A 19,951-nucleotide genomic window follows, 5' to 3' on the forward strand; every position below is an offset into this window, starting at 1 on the left:
TCTAGACCAAGTCCCAGATTATTGCCATCAGTTGACCGTGTCCATATCAACGACCCATCCCCGCGCGTCAGGGTGCGGAGTCGGAGCGTCCCGAGCAGAACGCCACCGTCAGGTCCCGCACCAGCACCTTGCGCTCGTAGTCGTCGAGTTCGACCAGACCGCGCATGGTCAGCCGGGTCACCGTGTCCTCGACGGAGTCCACGACGGAGGCGAGCATCCCGGACCGCTGCTGGGCGTCGAGCGCGGCGATCCGGCGCCGGTGCATGGCCGCGGCGACCTCCGGGGCGTACTCCACCCGGACCGGCTGCACGGAGAACACCTCCAGGCCGATCCCGCCCGCGTCCTTCGCCACCAGCCGGGTCAGCGCGTCGGCGGCCATCTCCACCGAGCCCCGCGTCCGGCCGGGCACCTCCACCGGCACCCGGGCCAGCGCCGCCTCCACGCACTCCCGCAGGTACGTCTCGTGGTCGTCGAGGCCGAGCACCGCCCGCGCGGTGTCCCGCACCCGCCACACCACCAGGACGACGACCCGCAGCGCGACCCCGTTGCCGTCCGCCGCCGGCATCTCCTCGCTGCGCCAGTGCCGCAGCCGGACGTCGACGCGGCGGCGCAGCAGCAGCGGGTTGACCCAGAGCAGGCCGGTGCGCCGCACCGTCCCCCGGTAGCGGCCGAACAGGCCGAGCACCCAGGCCCGTCCGGTCGCGCCGCGGGCCAGCCCGGCGAAGCCGAACAGGCCGAGCGCGCCGGCTCCGGCGTACGCGGCCCACTGCGCCGGCCCGAGTCCCGCGCCCGCGTACGCCGGAAGGCGCAACGCGTGCGCCGCGAGCGGGGGCAGCACTCCGGCCCACCAGGAAGTGGCGAGGCTCCCGGCCGTCCCGGCCAGCCCGGCGGCCACCCCGGCCGCGCCGGGCAGCACCCGGGCGGGGCGCTCCACCAGTTCGGGGTCGACGGCGGCGACCGGCCGCGGCTTGGCCGGGGCCGGCCGGCGCAGCCGGGGCTGTTCGCCGGTGCCCTGCCGGCGGCCGACCACGGCGGGCTTCAGCGGGACCGAGACCGGGTCGGGGTCGTCGCGGAACAGCAGGTGGACCGGGATCTCGGTGGTGGCCTCGTTCTGGATCAGCCGGGGGACGGGCCGGGTGGGCGGCCCGCCTTCCAGGGGGTCGTCCGATTCAGGGGTGTGTGCGGTCGTGGTACTCATGCCTGCCTCCAGCCTCCGCGCCAGATGCGTCACGTGATCGTCGGGTCGTTACAGGAACAGGCGGCGCCAGGTCTCCGGCCCCGGGTAGCCGTCGGCCGCGCCGCCGCGCCAGCCCTGGCTGCGCTGGAACGCCTCGACGGCCCTGCGGTCGGCCTCGCCCCAGGCCGGGCCCGGACCCTCGGTGTAGAAACGGCCGAAGCCCTTCTTGATCAGCTGTCTGCCGAGCCGGGTGACGTAGTCGTTGGCGGCGCCCGGACGGAAGTAGTTCTTGCCGGGGTAGCCCGTGACCCCGTGCGAGGCGGGGACGGGCGTGGCCGTGGCGGCGGGCTTGATGCTCTTGCCCCTGCCGGTGGCGAGGAGTTCCCAGGTGCCCGGCCCAGGCAGGCCGTCGGCGGCGGCGCCGGTCCAGCCCTGGGCGAGCTGGAAGGCCCGGGTGGCCTGCTGGTCCGCGGCGCCCCAGACCGGCCCCGGACCCTTGGCGTAGTGGCCGCCGCCGCCCCGGGCGATGAGCAGCCGGCCGAGCAGGGTGACGTACTTGTTGTCGGCGCCCGGACCGAAGTAGGCCGCGCCGGGGAACGGCACCGCCGTCTTCCCGGCCTCGGCGCCGGCCGTGCCCGGGTCCGCGATCAGGCCCTTGTAGCGGTAGGGAACGTACTTGGCGGAGTTGCTCCAGTAGGCGTAGGGAGTGGACTGGCGGCGGGCGTTCGGGGGTGTCTGCTCGTACGCCGTGTAGGCGGTGTGCGTGTAGTCCGTCCAGCCGCCGAAGAGCACGACGTGGGAGCCCTTCTCGGGGTTGTCCGGGTTGTGGAAGAGCAGGATGTCGCCGGGCTGGAGCTCCGCCTTGGTGATCTTCGTGCCGAACTGGTCGAGGCTGCCCGTCCACTCGTTCCCGGTCAGCTTCCAGGCCATCGAGACGTAGCCGGAGCAGTCCTGCCGGTATCCGTCCGTCCAGTAGAGGGACATGCTGTACGGCACCTTGGCGGTGACCCAGGTCTTGGCCCGGTTGATGATCTCGGTGCGGGTGATGGGGGGCGTGGTGACGGGGCCGTGGGCGGGCTTGCCGCCGGGTCCGTGCAGGGGGGACTTGGCGCCCTGCGGGGTGTCGGGCTCGCCGTCCGCGGGGGCGGTGGGCCGGTGGGGGGCCGGCGGGGTGCTGTGGGCGGCGGCCGTCGGGGTGCTCGCGGCGAGGGCGGCGGACGCGGCGGCGGCCACGACCAGGACGCCCCGGGCGGCCGGGTGGCCGCCGAAACGCCCGGTCAGCGGGTACGGGCCGACCCGCCGCCAGTGGACGCATCCGGGGCATTCGCAGTCGTTCGCGGGGTCGAATTCCTCGAATACCGGGGCCGCCATGCGATTCCCCTCACACTTCGTGTTGATATGTCCGGGACTGTGCACATTGATCAGTTTCCCAACTGTCGTCCCGGTGCGCATGCTGACGGTCCGAATGATGTACGGCCGGGGACGGACGGGGGTCCCCCCGGTGGCCGCCGGTCGGGAGCACCTTCCTCCGTCGGGTAGAGTTCTCGCTGTCAGCAGGCGCCGCTAGCTCAGTTGGTTAGAGCAGCTGACTCTTAATCAGCGGGTCCGGGGTTCGAGTCCCTGGCGGCGCACAGACACCCAGAAGGCCCTCCGCAGCAGCGGGGGGCCTTCTGGCGTACACCCCGCCGGCCACACGAGGCCACTTCGGAACCGTGTGCACCATTTTGTCAATTACCGACACGGTCGATCCACACAATCACCACGGGTTCCGCAATGAACACCTATGATCGGTAAACACCGTGTTTCGCTCTTGCGATCATGCTCGGCACCGTAGAACCCTGGATGTCCAAAGTGCCGATGATTCGCGGCACTTGGGGGGTAGGTAACCGGTTGCCAGATCTGCGGGGTTGAGGGGCCCCGGTCATGAATCGATGCCGAGGGGGGCATCATGGAACCGGACGGTCACGGTCCGTGTCCATATCTGTGGAACGACTGTGCCCCGCCATTGACGCGCCCGGCCTGATCGAGGGGGATCCGACCGGGCGGTGGGACCGACAGACACGCGCTGATCTGCGCGTGTGGGGGGATGACTCATGACGTCGACGCCGACGGGCGCCCGGCAGCAGGAACACGATCCGTCACAGCCATACGACCCGTCACAGACCACACAGCTCCGCGTACCCGCACACCGCGGCACCACCGGCGCCCTGCGCCGGATCAAGAAGACACTGCCCAGATACGACTACGAGCACTACAGCAGGCTCGCGGGGCCCCTCACCCAGCCCGATCCGAGCACACCGTACAAAGTGCAGTACCGCTCCCTGCTCTCCCAGGAACCGCACCGCCTGCGCGCCGCCCTGATGCTGGGCGCCGCCCCGCTGCTCTCGCTGGTCCTGCTGACCTGGCTGCTGCAGCCCGAGCACTGGACCCAGCGCGACTACCCGGCCTACGACTTCCTGCCGGCCCTCGACATCGTGATGCTGGTGTCGATCGGCCTGATCGAGTTCTTCCGCTGCATGAACGTGCTGTCCAACGCGCACGCCACCCTGGTCGCCCGCGACCCGGTCCCGGTGGTCCCGGAGACCGGCACCCGGGTCGCGTTCATCACCACGTTCGTGCCCGGCAAGGAACCCCTCGACATGGTCACCCGGACCCTGGAGGCGGCCGTCCGGCTGCGCCACCGGGGGCTGCTGCACGTCTGGCTGCTCGACGAGGGCGACGACGCGGAGGTGAAGGAGGTCTGCGCGCGCCTGGGCGTGCACCACTTCACCCGCAAGGGCGTCGAGAAGTGGAACCGGCCCAAGGGCCCGCACCGGGCGAAGACCAAGCACGGCAACTACAACGCCTGGCTGGAGGAGCACGGCGACGAGTACGACTTCTTCGCCTCCGTCGACACCGACCACGTCCCGCTGCCCAACTACCTGGAGCGGATGCTGGGCTACTTCCGCGACCCGGACGTCGGCTTCGTGATCGGCCCGCAGGTGTACGGCAACTACGACAACCCCATCACCAAGGCCGCCGAGTCCCAGCAGTTCCTCTTCCACGCCCTGATCCAGCGCGCCGGCAACCGCTACGGCGCGCCCATGTTCGTCGGCACCTCCAACGCCGTACGGATCAGAGCGCTCCAGCAGATCGGCGGCCTGTACGACTCGATCACCGAGGACATGGCCACCGGCTTCGAGATCCACCGCACCAGGAACCCGGCGACGGGCAAGAAGTGGCGCTCGGTGTACACCCCGGACGTGCTCGCGGTCGGCGAGGGCCCGAACGCCTGGACCGACTTCTTCACCCAGCAGCTGCGCTGGTCCAGGGGGACCTACGAGACGATCCTCAAGCAGTACTGGAAGGGCCTGTTCACGCTGTCCCCGGGCAAGCTCTTCAACTACACGATGATGATCATCTTCTACCCGATGTCGGCCCTCAACTGGATCCTCGCGGCCCTGAGCTGCGCGCTGTTCCTGGGCCTGGGCGCCTCGGGTGTGAACATCGACCCCACCGTGTGGCTGATGCTCTACGGCAACGCCTCCGCGCTCCAGATCGGCCTGTACATCTGGAACCGGCGGCACAACGTCTCCCCGCACGAGCCGGAGGGCTCCGGCGGGGTGGCCGGCATGGTGATGTCGGCGTTGTCCGCGCCGATCTACGCCCGCTCGCTGATGGACGCCGTGCTGCGCCGCAAGAGCAAGTTCGTGGTCACGCCCAAGGGCGAGTCGGCCAGCCCGGACACGCTGTTCGGCACCTTCCGGATCCACTGGTTCTTCATCCTGGTCTTCGGCGGCTCGCTCGCCGCCGGTTTCGCCGGCGGCCACGCGCACCCGGCGATGCTCACCTGGGCGACGCTGGCGCTGCTCATCACGGCGGCCCCGATCCTCGCCTGGCAGTACACGCTGCGCAAGGAGAGCAGGACACCCGCGGTCGCCGCCGAGCCGGAGGACGCGGTGCCGCCCGGGTATACCCGCGCGGCGCACGCCCCGCAGCAGCGGCCCAGCTGGGCACCCGCGGGCGGCGGCGGGAACCCGGAGGAGACCATGCGGATCGCGCTCGGTGGGCTGGGGGGACGCAAGGAATGACCGACAGTGCCGGCGGCCGCCGGGCTCGTCGTCTCGCGATCGGTGCGGCGGTGGTGCTCGCCCTGGCCGGGATGAACGGGCCGTGGGTGTACCGCTTCGGGACCGAGGAATACCACCAGTACAAGATCAACAGACCGGAGTACAAGGCCGAGAACGGCCACTGGGACGTCATCGAGTTCCCGAAGGAGTACCGCCAGGACACCATCCACGCGGTACTCCTGCACACCGGGAAAGTGCTGCTGGTCGCGGGTTCGGGCAACAACCAGGACAACTTCGACGCGAAGATCTACGACAGCCGGATCTGGGACCCGGTCAAGGGCACGGTCAAGAAGGTGCCCACCCCGGCCGACCTGTTCTGCACCGGCCACACCCAGCTCGCCAACGGCGACATCCTGATCGCCGGCGGCACCAAGCAGTACGAGAAACTCAAGGGCGACGTCAAGAAGGCCGGCGGCGTCATGATCCTCTACAACGAGAACCCCGACAAGCCGATGACCCTGCCCCAGGGCACCCGGTTCACCGGCAAGGGGAACGGCAGGACGTTCCTCTCCGACGACTCGGTGCTGATCCCGCGCGCGACCAAGGTCTTCGACAAGAAGACCGGCAGGTTCCTGCGGAACAACCCCGGTTACGCGCGGGTCGTCGTCGAGGCGCCGAAGGAGGGCACCCGGTACGAGACCGGCACCCAGGACAACTACCGCATCGAGGGTCTGACCGGCGCCGACGCCCGCAACACCTACGGCATCGCCAACAAACTCGGCATGGACAAGCGGGACTTCGAAGGCATCAAGAACGCCTACGAGTTCGATCCGGTCGCCGAGAAGTACATCAAGGTCGACCCGATGAACGAGGCCCGCTGGTATCCGACGCTCACCACACTGTCGGACGGCAAGGTCCTCGGCGTCTCCGGCCTCGACGACATCGGGCAGCTGGTGCCGGGCAAGAACGAGGTCTTCGACCCGGCGACGAAGAAATGGACGTACACCAGGTACAAGCGCCAGTTCCCGACCTACCCCGCGCTGTTCCTGCTGCAGAACGGCAAGCTCTTCTACTCCGGCTCCAACGCCGGGTACGGACCGGACGACGTCGGGCGCGACCCCGGGATCTGGGACGTGGACACCAACCAATTCACGAAACTGGTTGGGCTGAGCGATCCGAACATGCTGGAGACCTCCGGGACCGTGCTGCTGCCTCCGGCGCAGGACGAGAAGTACATGGTCGTCGGCGGCGGCGGGGTCGGCGAGTCCGCGCTGTCCACGAACAGGACGCGGCTGATCGACCTGAAGGACGCCGAGCCGAAGTTCGTGGACGGGCCCACGCTGGAGAAGGGGACGCGGTATCCGCAGATCTCGGTGCTGCCGGACGACTCCGTGCTGGTGTCGGGCGGCTCCGAGGACTACCGGGGGCGCGGCGACTCCGACATCCGGCAGGCGCGGATCTACGACACCGCCACGAACTCCTTCAGACGGGTGGCCGATCCGCTGGTGGGGCGGAACTACCACTCCGGGTCGATCCTGCTGCCCGACGGCCGGGTCATGTTCTTCGGATCCAACCCGCTGTTCGCGGACAGGGCCAACACCAAGCCGGGAGTCTTCGAGCAGCGGATCGAGATCTACACACCGCCGTATCTCTACCGGGACTCACGGCCGTCGCTGAGCGGAGGGCCTCAGACCATCGCCCGGGGCGGGTCGGGGACGTTCACGTCCCAGCACGCCTCGACCATCAAGAAGGTCCGGCTGATCCGGCCGAGCGCGACCACGCATGTGACCGATGTGGACCAGCGGTCCGTCGCGCTGGACTTCACGACGTCCGGGAACCGGATCACGGTGACGGTACCGAAGAACCGGAACCTGGTGCCGTCGGGGTGGTACATGGTGTTCGCGGACGACGATCAGGGGACGCCGAGTGAGGCTCGGTGGGTGAAGGTGCCGTAGCTTTTTCTGCCCTGGCGCTCCCGCACGTATCTCTTTTGCGTGCGGGAGCGCTGTGGCTGGTCGCGCCCACGCGGCGGAGCCGCATATGGACAACGCCCCGCGCCCCTAGGTCTTTGACCCTTCCGCGAGTTTCAAGGCGTAGGCGGGCCACCAATTGCCCGCTTGCGGGCCGCCCTTGCAGGTGCCGTCCGATTCGCCCGGGCGCTTGACCCACAGGTAGGCGTCTGCCAAGGGGTCTGCCGTCTTCGTGGTCGGGGTTTCTCCCAGGGTCCGGCCCGGCGGGTTGCACCACCGCTCGGCCGGATCGCCCCCCGTGTAGGGGCCGTTGCCGTTTCTGCTGGTGTCGATGACGAAGTGTTTGTCGCCCACCTTCTCCGAGAGCTGCCTGCCGTAGGTGATGGAGTCCTGGGTGGAGTAGAAGTTGGAGACGTTGACCGCGAAGCCGTCCGCCGCCGTGACGCCCGCCTGTCGGAGGGGCTGGTAGATCTGGTCGGGGTGGCCCCAGCCGGCGTTCCCGGCGTCCAGGTAGACCTTCGTGTTCTTGAGGGACTTGAGCTCGGTGATCGCGTCGCGCAGCAGGTCGTAGCGTTCCTCGGCGAACCGGGCCTGGGTGCAGCCGTCGACGAGGTGGAGTACGGCGTCCGGTTCGAGGACGACGGTCGCGGGCCGGTCCTGGATGCCCCGGGCGACCCCGTCGATCCACGCCCGGTACGCGTCGCCGTCGGCCGCGCCGCCCTGGCTGTACTGGCCGCAGTCGCGGTGCGGGATGTTGTAGAGGACCAGGAGGGCCGTGCGGTCGGACTTCTGCGCGGCCTCGGTGAAACCGCGTGCCTCCTGCTCCGGGTTCTCCGGGCCGATCCACTCACCGGTCGGCTGTTCCGCTATCTTGCGGATCTGCCCGGCGTCGGTGTCCTTGCCGGCCTTCGCGTAGGCCTTCACCTGACGGGCCGCGTTGGAGTCGGGGTTCACCCAGAACGGGTCCGCCCCCTTGGGCTGTTGGGTGATCGCCGCGCCCGGATCGGCGGGGTCCGGCCGGTCGTCGCCGCCGGTGCCCGAGGAGCAGCCGGCGAGCAGCAGCACCGCTCCCAGCGCCCAAGTCCAGGCCGGCGGCCGGGCCCCCCTGCTGTCGTACATCCAATTCCCCCCTGGGTGCACTTCGCCAGGCCCCAATCGTGACATACCCACCGCACTCGCCACGAGATCGCCCGGCCTTGTCGGTGAGCTGTTACAGCCCGGCCCGTCGGGCGGGGAGGAGCCTTGGCGAGCGCGAACCTAGGCCCGGGCGCGGGTTCCCCTCTAGAGTCGCTTGCGGGCGGCCCGGCCCCGCCCGCCTTCCCAGCCTCCCGCGCCCGCACCCGGGTCACTCCCGCAGCCCGGGCACGCGCGGTCGAGGACCGGCCCGGCCGGCGGTCTCAGGGGAGCGGACCGTCGACCGGGCCAGGTGCGTCCGGTGCGGCTTCTATACGGTGGTTCCGGTGAGGTACGCCGAGACGACCACGTTCGCGGTGTAGCTGTGGGTGGTCCGGTCGAAGGTGCCGCCGCAGGTGATCAGCCGGAGTTCGGCGCGACCCGACTCGTGGGCGCCGTAAGCCTGTTGGGCATCGAAGTGGTCGCGGGGCAGCACTCGCACGTCGTCGATGGTGAACTCGGCGACCGTGCCGTCGGCGCGGACCACGCGGATCGTCTCGCCGGGGCGCAGGGCGCTGATCTTGTAGAAGACCGCGGGCCGGGTCTCGGTGTCGACGTGCCCGACCAGGAGTGCGGTGCCGGCGGTGCCCGGTTCGGTGCCGGAGCCGTACCAGCCGACCACGCCGGGCTGGTCGAAGGGCGGTGGGTCGATCCCGCCCTTGGCGTCGAGGCCGCGGGCGACCACGGGGGCCTGCACGCCCAGGTCGGGGATGTCGATGCGCTCGGGCGGGGCCGAGGCCAACGGCTTGGCGGCGGGCGGGAGTTCGGCTCCGACGGGGCGGCCGACGGCGGCCACGTCACCCGTGGTGGGGCCGGATATGCCGTCGGGCACCTCGGTCACCCCGCGGCCCCACAGCCACAGCCCGAGCAGCAGGATCGCCCAGGCCACGCCGGTCAGCAGCCGCCCGGTGCCGGCGGGTCGTTCGGTTTCGTCGTCGGACATCGTCGTGCTGTCTCCTCAGCGTGAGCTGCGGCTCCGCCGGGCGCCCAGCATCCCGACGGCGGCCGCGGCGAACCCGGCGAGAACGAGACCGGTGACCGCCTGCGCGGTGTCGGGACCGGTGGAGCGGGGGTCGACCGAGGCGAGCGGCGCGGTGCCGCCGCCGCCCGCGTGCACGGGCGCGACCGGTGTGGCGGGCAGCACGCCGGACCCGTCCGGCCGCCCGGCCTGGGACTGCGCGAGGGCCGACTGCCCTACGACGGTGACGGTGCCGCTGACGACGGCGCCGGCGCAGGTGACCCTCACGTCGTAGGTGCCGGCGCCGATGGTGGAGCGGACCTGGCTCTGGCCGGCCAGGGTGCCGTCGTAGCCTCCGAGGCCGGCGTCCGAGACGAAGGCCGCCGAGGAGGCGGTGCCGGTCGTACCGGAGCAGCCGCTCACCCGCAGCGCCACGACGGAGCCCGGGGCCGGGGAGGCCGGGGTCACGGTGACTCCCTGGCCGTCCGCCGCGTGGGCGGCCGCCGGGGAGAGGCCGGCTGCGCAGGCCAGGAGTCCGGAACAGAGAGTGAGGCGAAGTGAGCCCATCGTGAACCTCCAGATATCTGGAGGCTCCCCCGCACGGGGCGCCCCCGCATCCTCGGGGGGCGCCTTGTTGCTCCGTACGGGTGAGATCAGGTTTGCTGCCCGGCCGGCCGGACCCGGCTCGGGCCGGGGGTTCAGATCCGGTCGACGAGGTCCGCGATCGAGTCCACGACCTCGGAGGGCCGGAACGGGTAGCGGTCGACGTCGTCCGGCTGGGTGACGCCGGACAGCACCAGGAAGGTGCGCATCCCGGCCTCCAGGCCCGCCAGGACGTCGGTGTCCATCCGGTCGCCGATCATCGCGGAGGTCTCCGAGTGGGCGCCGATCGCGTTGAGCCCGGCCCGCATCATCAGCGGGTTGGGCTTGCCGACGAAGTACGGCTCCTTGCCGGTCGCGGCGGTGATCAGCGCGGCGACCGAGCCGGTGGCGGGCAGGTCGCCCTCGGCGGACGGGCCGACGTTGTCGGGGTTGGTGGCGATGAACCGGGCGCCGTCGTTGATCAGGCGCACGGCCTTGGTGAGCGCCTCGAAGGAGTAGGTGCGGGTCTCGCCGAGGATCACGAAGTCGGGTTCGTGGTCGGTGAGGATGTACCCGATGTCGTGCAGCGCGGTGGTCAGGCCGGCCTCGCCGATGACGTAGGCGCTGCCGCCGGGCCGCTGGTCGTCCAGGAACTGGGCGGTGGCCAGGGCCGAGGTCCAGATGTTCTCCACCGGCACGTCCAGGCCCATCCGGCGCAGCCGTGCGTGCAGGTCACGGGCGGTGTAGATGGAGTTGTTGGTGAGGACCAGGAAGGGCTTCTCGGAGTCCCGCAGCTTCTTCAGGAAGGCGTCCGCTCCGGGGATCGGGACGCCCTCGTGGATGAGGACGCCGTCCATGTCGGTGAGCCATGACTCGATGGGCTTGCGGTCTGCCATGTGGTGCGTCTCCTGGCGTGCGGATGGCGTACATGCGGTCATGCGGTCATGCGGGAACTGGGGGCGCCGGAACCACGGCGTACCGACGCCCCCAGCCTAGTCAGGACTGCGTGAACGCGACCCCGTCGGTCGCCTCGGGCCGGAAGGCTCAGCTGCCGGTGGCGGACTTCCAGGCCGCGACGTACGACGTGAGGTTCTTGTCGATGTCGTTCCAGTCCGGCGCGAAGACGTCGACGCCGTCCATCAGCTTGGTCAGCGCGATGGCGTTGGCGTCCACGGCCTTGACGTCGCTGCGGGCGCTGAAGCCGCCGCCGATCGAGCTGACCTCCTGCTGCTGCTTGCGCGCGAGCATGAAGTCGAGGAGTTTCCTGCCGTTCTCGGTGTGCGGGGCGCCCGTGAGGAGCCCGGCCGCGTAGGGCAGGGCGAACGTGGTGGGCTTGCCGCCCTGGGCGGCCGGGAACCAGATGCCGAGGCCGGGCATGGTCTTGGACTGGGCGTAGTTCATCTGGACGTCGCCGTTGGCGACCAGCAGTTCGCCCTTGTCCACCTTGGGGGCGAGCTTGCCGGTGGAGGCGGACGGTCCGACGTTGTTGGCCTGGAGCTTCTTCAGGTAGTCCAGCGCCTGCTGCTCGCCGCCGAAGTCGTGGATCGCCTTGATCAGTACGGCGGTTCCGTCACCGGCGACGCCGGGCGTGGAGTACTGGAGCTTGTTCTTGTACGTGCCGTCGAGCAGTTCCTCCCAGGTGGTCGGGGCCTGCTTCAGCTCCTTCTTGTTGTAGACGAACCCGAAGTAGTTGTTGACGACGGAGGTCCAGGTACCGTCGGCGGCCTTGTCGGCACCGCTGACCAGCTCGGAGTCCTTCGGCTCGTACTTCTGCAGCAGGCCCTTGCTGTCGGCCTGCTGGACGAAGGGCGGGAGGGTGACCAGGACGTCGGCCTGCGTGTTGCTCTTCTCCCGCAGGGCGCGCTGCACCACCTCGCCGGAGCCGCCCTCGACGTACTTGACCTTGATGCCGGTCTGCTTCTGGAAGTCGGCGAAGACCTTGTCGTACCAGCCGTCGTTGTTCTCGCCCTTGAGGCCGTCGGCGCTGTAGACGGTGACGACCTTCTCGTCGGCGGCGGCCGAGGAGCCGCCGCAGGCGGCGAGCAGCGGGGTGGCCAGGAGGGAGACCGCTACGGCGATCTTGAGCGTGTTTCTGGGCATGGCGAGGCTGACTCCTTGCGTCGGTAAGGGTTCTGGATCGGCGAACAGTGATCAGTGATCACGGATCAGTCATCAGGGATCAGTGATCAGTGATCAGCGGTACGAAGCGCGGTTGCGGACGCGCGAGACGGCGAACAGGGCGATCAGGGTCGCCGCCATGAGGATCACCGCGAGGGCGGAGCCGGCGAACAGGGCGCCGCGGTCGGTGGCCGAGTAGATCAGGACGGGAAGCGGGGTCCAGTCGGGCGGATAGAGCATCATCGTCGCGCTCAGCTCACCCATGGAGAGGGCGAAGCAGAGGCCGGCGGCGGCGGTGAGGGAGGGCAGGAGGAGCGGCAGCCGGACCCGCCAGAGCACCTGGGCGGGCCGGGCGCCCAGGGAGGCGGCGGCCTGTTCGTAGGCCGGGTCGAGACGGGTGATGGCGGCCGACACCGACTGGTAGGCGAAGGCGGTCACCAGCACGGTGTGGGCGAGGATCACGATCCACCGGGTGCCGTTGAGCAGCATCGGCGGCTTGGAGAAGGCCACCAGGAGCGACAGCCCGACCACCACCGACGGCACGGCGACCGGCAGCACGAACAGGGCGTCGGCCAGGGCCTTGCGGCGCCTGCCGAGGGTGTGGGCGGCGAGCGCGGCCCAGGTGCCGACGGCGAGCGCGAGCAGGCTCGCGGTGACGGCGGTGACGAGGCTGGTGGTGAGCGCCTGGAGGGCGTCACCGCGGGTGGCGGAACGGAAGTTGCCGACGGTCGCCCCGGAGGGCAGGACGCCGGACCAGTGGGTGGCGAAGGAGGCGCCGAGGACGACGAGCAGAGGGAGGGCGAAGAGCGGCAGGAACAGGACGAGGAACACCGCCCACACCGCCCACCTGGCCTTGCGGCTATGCACCAGCACGACGGCTCACCATCCGGTAGAGGCCGTAGAGGCCAACGGAGATCAGGACGTTGACGACGGCGACGACACAGGCGCCCGGGTAGTCGGACTCCAGGATCGCCTTGCTGTAGACGAGCATCGGGAGGGTGGTGACCCCCTTGGCGCCGGTGAAGAGCACGATCCCGAACTCGTTGAGGCACAGCACCAGCACCAGGCTCCCGCCGGCGGCGAGCGCGGGCAGCGCCTCGGGGAGGATCACCTGCCGCACGATCCGGGGCGCCCGCGCCCCCAGGCTCGACGCCGCCTCCAGCTGCGCGGTGTCGAGCTGCGAGAACGCGGCGAGCAGCGGCCGCATCACGAACGGCGTGAAGTAGGTGACCTCGGCCAGCAGCACCCCCCAGGGGGTGGTCAGGAACTGGAAGGACCCGATGATCCCGGTCGTGCCGTAGATGAAGAGCAGGGCGAGGGTGATGAGGAAGGAGGGGAAGGAGAGGTAGACGTCGATGAAGCGGGCGACGGCTCCGGCCCCGGGGAAGGGGACGAAGGCGATGACGAGGGCGAGCACGAAGCCGAGGACCAGGCACCCGACGGTGGCGGAGACGGCGATCCAGACGGTGGTCCACAGAGCGTTGCGGAACGACTCGGAGGCGAAGACGTCGGCGTACGCCTGGAAGGAGGTGCCGCCCGTGTCCGGCTGCACGGACTGCTGGACGACGAGGGCGAGCGGATAGAGGAAGAAGAGGGCGAGCAATGCAACTGGCGGTAGGAGCAGCGCGCCCCCGAAGGGGCGCGGGGAACTGCGCGCCAAGCCCCCACCGGCCCGCAGCCTGGACACGACCTCAGTCACGGCCGACCCCCGCCGGCAGCAGCACCGCATCCTCCGGCGCGAAATGCAGACTCACGGAGTCCCCGAACCCGGGCGGATCTTTCAACTCCCGCAGATCAGCCATCACCGCATGTCCACCCACCTCGACGTACAAGCGATGCGTGGCGCCCCGCCACTGGACGTCCTTCACGACGCCCGCGAGCTGATTGGGCCCCTGGCCCAGCCCCACCAGATGCGGCCGCACACACAACGTGGCCCGCGCGCCCGCGACCGCACCCCCCGTCTCGACCTTCACCGTGACCCCCGCGAGGTCCACTCCCCCGGTCCCCACGGTCACCGGCAGCAGGTTCGCCCCGCCGACGAAGGACGCCGTGAACTCGTCGGCGGGCGCCCGGTACAGCTCGGTCGGCGTCCCGCACGCGCGCAGCCTCGCCCGGTCCATCACGGCGATCCGGTCCGCCAGCGTCAGCGCCTCGACCTGGTCGTGGGTGACGTACAGGATGGACACGTCCGGCAACTCACGGTGCAGCCGGCTCAGTTCCGCGAGCATCCCGGACCGCAACTGCGCGTCGAGCGCGGACAGCGGCTCGTCGAGGAGCAGCACCTCCGGCCGGATGGCCAGCGCCCGCGCGATGGCGACCCGCTGCTGCTGCCCGCCGGACAGCTCCCGCGGATAGCGGCGCGCGTACGCCGCCATCCCGGTCATCTCCAGTGCCTCGGCGACCCGTTCGCGGGTCTCGCCCCTGGGCGTCCTGCGGGCCTTGAGCCCGAAGGCCACGTTGTCGGCGACCCGCAGGTGCGGGAAGAGCGCGTACTGCTGGACGACCATCCCGATCCCCCGCCGGTACGGCGGCAGGTCGGTGACGTCACGGTCGCCGAGGAACACCCGCCCGGAGACGGGCCGTACGAACCCGGCGACCGCCCGCAGCGCGGTGGTCTTGCCGGAGCCGGACGGCCCGAGCAGGGCCATCACCTCGCCGGGCGCGACGGTGAGGTCGAGGGAGTCGAGGGCGACGTTCCCGTCGTAGGCGACCGTGACGGAGTCGAAGCGGATACCGCTGGTCATGCGAGCACTCCCGGCAAGCCCGCGACCGAGTCCAGCACATGGGTGGCCCCGGCCGCCCGCAGCGCGTCCGCGTCGTGCGCGCCGGTCAGCACCCCGGCGACCAGGCCCGCGCCGGCCCGGACGCCGGTGAGCATGTCGTAGGAGGTGTCGCCGACGACGGCGACCTGACGGACGTCGTCGGCGGCGGCCGTGCGCAGCAGCGCGGTGAGGACCATGTCGGGGTACGGCCGCCCGCGGCCCCCGGCGTCGGCGGGGCACAGGGTGAGCGGCACCAGGTCCCGCCAGCCGAGGGCGGCGAGGATCGCGTCCTGGGTGGCGCGGGCGAACCCGGTGGTCAGGACGACGGTACGGCCGTCCGCCCGGAGCTTCTCGATGGTCTCGCGGGCGCCGGGCAGGGCGTGCACCCTGCCGCCGTCGACGAGTTCGGCGTAGGCGGCCTCGAAGGCCCGGTTGGCCTCCTGGGCCTTGGTCTCCTCCCCGAACAGGTGCCGGAAGACGGAGATCTTGGACTCGCCCATGGTGGCGCGGACGTAGTCGATCATGAGGTCGGGGTCCGCGCCCCGATGGCGGGCGGCGGCCGTGAACGCCTGCTCGACGAGCCCGCCGTCCGCGACGGTCGTACCGGCCATGTCGAGCACGACGAGCCGGATGTCCTCGGCCGTCTCGGCCATGTCGTTCGTCTCAGCCATGTCTGCCATCTCTCTCACCAGCCCAGTTCGTTCGCGGTTGTCTCGGCTATCGCGGGCGAGCAGGTCATGCCGCGCCCGCCGGGCCCGGTGACCAGCCACACCCCGTCGGCCAGCTCCTGCCGGTGCACCACCCGGGTGGTGTCGGTGCACTGCGCGTACACCCCGGCCCAGCGGTGCCGGATGCGCGGCAGCGGCCGGCCGAGGAGGGACTCGACGACCTCGGTGAGGTGCTCGTAGGGCTCCTCGACGGTGTCGAAGGCGAAGGGGTGCTCGTACTCGTGGGTGTCGCCGATGGTCAGTCCGCCGTCGGCGCGCTGCACCATGAGCAGCTGCATACGGTGCAGGGCCGCCGTCTCCGGCTGCGGCCGGCCGGCGTTGAGGGCGTCCAGGGCCGGCGAGGCGTACGCCGGGTAGTAACGGAAGCTGTCCGCGTCGGCGACCGAGGTGGGGAGGGGTTCGCCGAGCGGGTCGGTCTGCATCATCTGGAGGCGGACCCGGCGCACCGGCAGACCGGGGCCGGCCAGCTCGCGGACCAGGCCGCCGAGCCAGGCGCCGGTGCACAGGACGACGGCGTCGGCGTGGTGGATGTCGCCGTGGTCGTCGCGGACCGTCCCGGGGCCGGTCACCTCGCGGACCTCACGGCCCGGCAGGAAGGTGTAGTTCGGGGACTTCAGCAGTTCGGCGCGGAGGGCGAGCTGGGCGGTGCGCGGCTCGACGGCCGCGTCCCGCTCGCAGTAGAGGGCGGCGTCGAAGTCACCGCGCAGGGCGGGGTTCAGGGCGCGGGCCTCGGCGGCCGTGAGCAGCTTGTGGCCCCGGGCGGCCGCGTCCGCGCGGGCCACGGCGGCCTCGGCGACGGCGAGTTCGTACGCGCCGCGCACCGGGGTCAGCGACCCGTTGGCGCGGAAGCCGAGCGCGGGCACCCGGCCGCCGATCTCCTCCCACAGCTCCCGGGCCCGCAGCGCGGTTTCGAGCTCCTCACCGCCCGCGCGCCCGCTCACCCAGATCTGCCCGAAGTTGCGCAGCGAGGCGCCGCGGGCCTCGGCCTCGCGCTCGATCTGCACGACCTCGTGGCCACGTTCCACTGCCTGCCAGGCGTGCATGGTGCCCACCACGCCTGCTCCGACGACTGTCACTCTCACGACCGCCACGCTCCTCGCGACTGGGGAACCGGAATGGACCGGCTGACAACGAGAGCGTGAACTGGTCATCACGTTTGGGCTAGACCCGTTACCTCTTCGTGATATTCAAAGCGGGTCGAAAGCGGGCTGAATCGATACTTTTCAGCCGCGCAGATGGGCCGTGAACGAGAACCGGTCCCCCCGGTACAGCGACCGCACCCGCTCCAGCGGCCGCCCCTCGGTGTCCCTCGAGACCCGGTGGATCAGCAGCATCGGCAGGGCCGGCGGGGTGCCGATGAGCAGGGCCTCGCGCGGGGTGGCCAGCACGGTCTCGATGCGCTCGTCGGCGTCCCCGAATTCGATGCCCTTCTCGTGCAGGTAGCCGTAGAAGGAGGAATCGGGCTCGAAGTCGGTGTCGAGCTGCGGCACCCGGGCCACGGCGACGTAAGTACTCTCCAGGCCGACCCGTTCGTCGTCGGCGAGCAGCACGCGCTCCAGGTGCCAGACGGGCTCGCCGCGTTCGAGGCCGGTCTCGGCGGCGAGCGCGGACGGGCAGGGGAAGCGGTCGAGCGTGACCAGGCCACGGCCGGGGGTACGCCCCTGCCGCCGTACGCCTTCGGTGTAGCTGGCGAGGGAGAGCGGCTGCTCCAGCTTGGGTCCGGCGACGACCGTGCCACGCCCCTGCCGGCGCAGCTTGCCCTCCAGCACCAGCTCGCGCAGCGCCTGCCGTACGGTCTCGCGGGCGACGCCGTACGCCTCCGACAGATCGCGCTCGGTGGGGATGACATGGCCCTCCCCGAGATCGCCGACGAGACGGTCGATCCGCGCCTTCACCGCGTAGTACTTCGGGATACGGCCGTGCTCCGGGATGCCGGAGCGGACGGGGGCGCCGGGGGCCTGGTCGTTCGGGTAGTCCACGGAGGGATGGTCGCAGACGGCGCGTTCATCGCCGGAGAGGGGGCGCCGGACCGGAGGTCGTGGGGCCGGGGGGTGCCGGACCGGAGGTCGTGGGGTAAGGGGGCGTCGGACCAGGGGCCGTGGGGCAGGGGGGTGCCGGACCAGGGGCCGTGGGGCCGGGGGGTGCCGGACCAGGGGCCGTGGGGCCGGGGGGCGCCGGACCAGGGGCCGTGGGGCCGGGGGGCGCCGGACCAGGGGTCGAGGGGCCGGGGGCGCCGGACCAGGGGTCGAGGGGGCGTGGATCTCCGCTCACCACCGTCTGCGGGCCAGCAGGAACGCGCTGGCCCCTACGGCGAGCAGGGTGACGGCGGCCGCGAGCAGCCCGTGGGTCGCGCCGAGGCCGGTGCCGGCCAGCTCGCGGGCGCGTTCCCCGGCCTCCGCGGCGTAGGGCAGGGCGCTGCCCGGGGAGGCGGTGGAGGTGCCCTCCGGGGTGACCCCAGGGGTCGGCCCCGGAGTGGCCTGGGGGCTGCTGCCGGGGCTGGCGTCCGGACTGGTCCCCGCGGAAGTCCCCGGCGAGGCGCCTGGGGAGATCCCAGGGCCGACCTCCGCACCGATGGAGGGCACGGCGGGGGCGACGCTCGCGGGCGGCGGTTCGCCGCCGATGCCGAAGCGGTAGTCGTTCGACTCCCCCACCCAGTCGCCGTCCGACCCCCGCCGCTGCACGACGGCCGCGTTGGCCGTGACCGCGTTCGGCCCGGTGTCGGAGGTGACGGCGAGTCTGACCTTGACCGAGACGGTCGCTCCGGGCGCCACCGTGAGCCCCGGGAAGCCGTCCCCGTCGAACACGCCGACCAGCTCGGACTCGTCGGTCTCCGTCAGGGGGACCGGACGGGTGCGCGGGCCGTCGTAGAACTCCAGCTCGGCCTGGGACGGCTTGAGGGCCCGTTTGTCGTCGACGAGGACGACGACCGGGTGGACGTCGGTGCAGGTACGGCCGGTGGTGTTGGTGAGGTCCAGGTACCAGGTGCCGTAGCCGCCGCCGGCATCGTAGGACGTGGGGCCGTCGTGGATGCGGGTGGCGAGGGGGAAGCCCTGCTCGTCGGCGCCCGCACAGGAGGCGTCGGCGGGGGCGGTGGTCTCCGACGACGACAAAGGCGCGGCGGTCGCCGACGGCACGGGGGCGAGAACGGCGGCTGCGGCCACGCAGAGGGACAGGGACGTGCTCAGTCGCATGATCATGTGATCATGCCGGGCAACACCGGGACCGGACCGGTGCCACTCCGCGAGGGCACACCGACTCCGCCCGATCAGCCCCCTGCCGACGGCAACCTGGCGTCCCTGGCCAGCCCCCCGCGGTCACCCGTCCGCGCGGCCGAAGAGTGGGGCGAGCAGCAGTTGGGCCGCGCCCTCCGCGACCCGCCGGTCGCTGCCGGGGGCGAGCCGGACGGGGACGGTCGTCCCCAGGCTGCCCTCCCGGCGGGCGCGGGCGTCGAGGACGGCGGCGACGCCGTGGACGAAGGTCTCCGGGGCGGCCGCGACCGTGCGGCCGCCGAGCAGCACGAGGTCGATGTCGAGCAGCGCGGCCAGGTTCGCGGCCCCGGCGCCCAGCACCCGTGCCGCCTCGTCCGGGTCCGCGCGACCCACCGCGGCCAGGCACAGCGCCTCGATGCAGCCCCGGTTGCCGCAGTGGCACGGAGGGCCGTCCAGCTGGATGACCTGGTGCCCGAACTCCCCCGCCCCGGTCCGCGCCCCCCGGTGCACGCTGTCGCCGATCACCAGTCCGGCGCCGAGGCCCGTACCGAGGTGCAGATAGGCGAAGGAGCCGCTCTCGCCGCCGACGGCGAGTCCGAGGGCGGCCGCGTTGCTGTCCTTGTCGACGACGACCGGCACCCCGAGCCGCTCCGCGAGCGCGTCCCGCAGCGGGAAGCCGTCCCACTCCGGGAATCCGGTGACCCGGTGCAGCACACCGTGGACGTGGTCGAGCGGCCCGGGCGCCGCGACGCCGACCCCGAGGACCTCTTCGGGCACCTCCTCACGCAGCTCGCCGACCAGCTCGGCGGCGGCCCCCAGCACGGCCGCCGCCCCCGCGCCCAGGTCCAGTGCCCCCTGCCGTTCGCCGACGACCGTGCCGTCGAGGTCGACCAGGACGGCACGCAGCTCGTCCCGGTCGAGCTGCAGCCCCACCGCGTGCGCGGCCTCCGGCACCAGGCGCAGCACGGTGGCCGGCTTGCCCCCGGTGGACGCGCGCCGCCCGGCCTGCGCCGCGAGGCCCTCCTCGCGCAGCCGTGCGGTGATCTTGCTGACCGCCTGCGGGGTGAGCCCGGTGCGCTCGGCCAGTTCGAGCCGGCTGATGCCGTCCTCCCCCGCCGTGCGCAGCAGGTCCAGCACCAGCGCGGTGTTGTGACTGCGCACGGCGAGCAGATTCGCGCCGGCCGCGCCCGGTCGTCCGCTTCTCGTCCTGTTCACGCCACTCATT

At 71.5% G+C, this 19,951-nt stretch carries 17 protein-coding genes and 1 tRNA gene; 3 read left to right on the forward strand and 15 right to left on the reverse strand.

What is annotated here, in order from left to right:
• Nucleotides 1-67: 67 nt before the first annotated feature.
• Together ACWDGI_RS07025 and ACWDGI_RS07030 are read right to left on the reverse strand one after the other, a co-directional pair.
• On the reverse strand, nt 68-1,198 hold the full coding sequence (locus ACWDGI_RS07025) for an SPFH domain-containing protein (protein ID WP_450756136.1): 1,131 nt from the start codon (nt 1,196-1,198) through the stop codon (nt 68-70).
• A gap of 48 nt (nt 1,199-1,246) precedes the next feature.
• Nucleotides 1,247-2,548 (reverse strand): peptidoglycan-binding protein, encoded by a 1,302-nt coding sequence (locus tag ACWDGI_RS07030; protein ID WP_450756137.1) that lies wholly within the window; start codon nt 2,546-2,548, stop codon nt 1,247-1,249.
• A 186-nt stretch (nt 2,549-2,734) separates the two neighbouring features.
• Between ACWDGI_RS07030 and ACWDGI_RS07035 the strand changes: the two genes are divergently transcribed.
• From ACWDGI_RS07035 to ACWDGI_RS07045, 3 genes are all read left to right on the forward strand, one after another.
• Nucleotides 2,735-2,808: transfer RNA gene (locus ACWDGI_RS07035), tRNA-Lys, on the forward strand.
• 462 nt (nt 2,809-3,270) lie between these two features.
• A complete protein-coding gene (locus ACWDGI_RS07040) occupies nt 3,271-5,247 on the forward strand; it encodes a glycosyltransferase family 2 protein (protein WP_450756139.1) in 1,977 nt (658 codons plus the stop codon).
• The gene (locus ACWDGI_RS07045; protein ID WP_450756140.1) at nt 5,244-7,181 is read left to right on the forward strand and encodes a galactose oxidase-like domain-containing protein; all 1,938 of its coding nucleotides are present in this window, start codon (nt 5,244-5,246) and stop codon (nt 7,179-7,181) included. Before ACWDGI_RS07040 ends, ACWDGI_RS07045 begins: the two co-directional genes overlap by 4 nt.
• A 105-nt stretch (nt 7,182-7,286) precedes the next feature.
• Here ACWDGI_RS07045 and ACWDGI_RS07050 read toward each other — a convergent pair whose 3' ends face one another.
• The 13 genes from ACWDGI_RS07050 to ACWDGI_RS07110 form a co-directional block, all read right to left on the reverse strand.
• Nucleotides 7,287-8,315 carry a glycoside hydrolase family 6 protein gene (locus ACWDGI_RS07050; protein ID WP_450756142.1) on the reverse strand — a complete coding sequence of 343 codons (1,029 nt, stop codon included), beginning with the start codon at nt 8,313-8,315 and terminating at the stop codon, nt 7,287-7,289.
• 325 nt (nt 8,316-8,640) lie between these two features.
• On the reverse strand, nt 8,641-9,312 hold the full coding sequence (locus ACWDGI_RS07055) for a class F sortase (protein ID WP_450756144.1): 672 nt from the start codon (nt 9,310-9,312) through the stop codon (nt 8,641-8,643).
• A gap of 15 nt (nt 9,313-9,327) precedes the next feature.
• Nucleotides 9,328-9,894: a hypothetical protein gene (locus ACWDGI_RS07060; RefSeq protein ID WP_450756146.1), complete on the reverse strand. Its 567-nt coding sequence runs from the start codon at nt 9,892-9,894 to the stop codon at nt 9,328-9,330.
• A 131-nt stretch (nt 9,895-10,025) separates the two neighbouring features.
• A complete protein-coding gene (locus tag ACWDGI_RS07065) occupies nt 10,026-10,805 on the reverse strand; it encodes an HAD-IIA family hydrolase (protein ID WP_362573980.1) in 780 nt (259 codons plus the stop codon).
• Between the two features lie 148 nt (nt 10,806-10,953).
• The gene (locus tag ACWDGI_RS07070) at nt 10,954-12,009 is read right to left on the reverse strand and encodes a 2-aminoethylphosphonate ABC transporter substrate-binding protein (protein WP_450756148.1); all 1,056 of its coding nucleotides are present in this window, start codon (nt 12,007-12,009) and stop codon (nt 10,954-10,956) included.
• A 93-nt stretch (nt 12,010-12,102) separates the two neighbouring features.
• Nucleotides 12,103-12,900: an ABC transporter permease gene (locus ACWDGI_RS07075; RefSeq protein ID WP_450756150.1), complete on the reverse strand. Its 798-nt coding sequence runs from the start codon at nt 12,898-12,900 to the stop codon at nt 12,103-12,105.
• Nucleotides 12,887-13,756, reverse strand: a complete 870-nt coding sequence (locus ACWDGI_RS07080) for a 2-aminoethylphosphonate ABC transporter permease subunit (RefSeq protein WP_450756152.1) — start codon at nt 13,754-13,756, stop codon at nt 12,887-12,889. Before ACWDGI_RS07080 ends, ACWDGI_RS07075 begins: the two co-directional genes overlap by 14 nt.
• Complete coding sequence (locus ACWDGI_RS07085) at nt 13,719-14,771, reverse strand: ABC transporter ATP-binding protein (RefSeq protein WP_450756154.1); 1,053 nt, start codon at nt 14,769-14,771, stop codon at nt 13,719-13,721. The genes ACWDGI_RS07080 and ACWDGI_RS07085 overlap by 38 nt, the downstream gene beginning before the upstream one ends.
• Nucleotides 14,768-15,460: a phosphonatase-like hydrolase gene (locus tag ACWDGI_RS07090; RefSeq protein WP_450756156.1), complete on the reverse strand. Its 693-nt coding sequence runs from the start codon at nt 15,458-15,460 to the stop codon at nt 14,768-14,770. Before ACWDGI_RS07090 ends, ACWDGI_RS07085 begins: the two co-directional genes overlap by 4 nt.
• Before the next feature lie 14 nt (nt 15,461-15,474).
• Nucleotides 15,475-16,599 (reverse strand): TIGR03364 family FAD-dependent oxidoreductase, encoded by a 1,125-nt coding sequence (locus tag ACWDGI_RS07095; RefSeq protein WP_450756158.1) that lies wholly within the window; start codon nt 16,597-16,599, stop codon nt 15,475-15,477.
• A 141-nt stretch (nt 16,600-16,740) separates the two neighbouring features.
• Nucleotides 16,741-17,496 (reverse strand): GntR family transcriptional regulator, encoded by a 756-nt coding sequence (locus ACWDGI_RS07100; protein WP_450756160.1) that lies wholly within the window; start codon nt 17,494-17,496, stop codon nt 16,741-16,743.
• Nucleotides 17,497-17,784: 288 nt separating this feature from the next.
• Entirely contained in the window at nt 17,785-18,708 is a 924-nt protein-coding gene (locus ACWDGI_RS07105; RefSeq protein WP_450756162.1) for a hypothetical protein, read from the reverse strand.
• 123 nt (nt 18,709-18,831) lie between these two features.
• Nucleotides 18,832-19,950, reverse strand: coding sequence for an ROK family transcriptional regulator (locus ACWDGI_RS07110; protein WP_450756164.1), 1,119 nt, complete (start codon nt 19,948-19,950; stop codon nt 18,832-18,834).
• Between the last annotated feature and the right edge of the window lies 1 nt (nt 19,951).

Source organism: Streptomyces sp. NPDC001220 (assembly GCF_053597895.1).

Excerpts from the sequence above, each read along its gene's own strand:
- ACWDGI_RS07025 (WP_450756136.1), bottom strand. The coding sequence starts at position 1,198 with ATGAGTACCACGACCGCACACACCCCTGAATCGGACGACCCCCTGGAA.
- ACWDGI_RS07030 (WP_450756137.1), bottom strand. The coding sequence starts at position 2,548 with ATGGCGGCCCCGGTATTCGAGGAATTCGACCCCGCGAACGACTGCGAA.
- ACWDGI_RS07040 (WP_450756139.1), top strand. The coding sequence starts at position 3,271 with ATGACGTCGACGCCGACGGGCGCCCGGCAGCAGGAACACGATCCGTCA.
- ACWDGI_RS07045 (WP_450756140.1), top strand. The coding sequence starts at position 5,244 with ATGACCGACAGTGCCGGCGGCCGCCGGGCTCGTCGTCTCGCGATCGGT.
- ACWDGI_RS07050 (WP_450756142.1), bottom strand. The coding sequence starts at position 8,315 with ATGTACGACAGCAGGGGGGCCCGGCCGCCGGCCTGGACTTGGGCGCTG.
- ACWDGI_RS07055 (WP_450756144.1), bottom strand. The coding sequence starts at position 9,312 with ATGTCCGACGACGAAACCGAACGACCCGCCGGCACCGGGCGGCTGCTG.
- ACWDGI_RS07060 (WP_450756146.1), bottom strand. The coding sequence starts at position 9,894 with ATGGGCTCACTTCGCCTCACTCTCTGTTCCGGACTCCTGGCCTGCGCA.
- ACWDGI_RS07065 (WP_362573980.1), bottom strand. The coding sequence starts at position 10,805 with ATGGCAGACCGCAAGCCCATCGAGTCATGGCTCACCGACATGGACGGC.
- ACWDGI_RS07070 (WP_450756148.1), bottom strand. The coding sequence starts at position 12,009 with ATGCCCAGAAACACGCTCAAGATCGCCGTAGCGGTCTCCCTCCTGGCC.
- ACWDGI_RS07080 (WP_450756152.1), bottom strand. The coding sequence starts at position 13,756 with ATGCGGTGCTGCTGCCGGCGGGGGTCGGCCGTGACTGAGGTCGTGTCC.
- ACWDGI_RS07085 (WP_450756154.1), bottom strand. The coding sequence starts at position 14,771 with ATGACCAGCGGTATCCGCTTCGACTCCGTCACGGTCGCCTACGACGGG.
- ACWDGI_RS07090 (WP_450756156.1), bottom strand. The coding sequence starts at position 15,460 with ATGGCTGAGACGAACGACATGGCCGAGACGGCCGAGGACATCCGGCTC.
- ACWDGI_RS07105 (WP_450756162.1), bottom strand. The coding sequence starts at position 18,708 with ATGCGACTGAGCACGTCCCTGTCCCTCTGCGTGGCCGCAGCCGCCGTT.
- ACWDGI_RS07110 (WP_450756164.1), bottom strand. The coding sequence starts at position 19,950 with ATGAGTGGCGTGAACAGGACGAGAAGCGGACGACCGGGCGCGGCCGGC.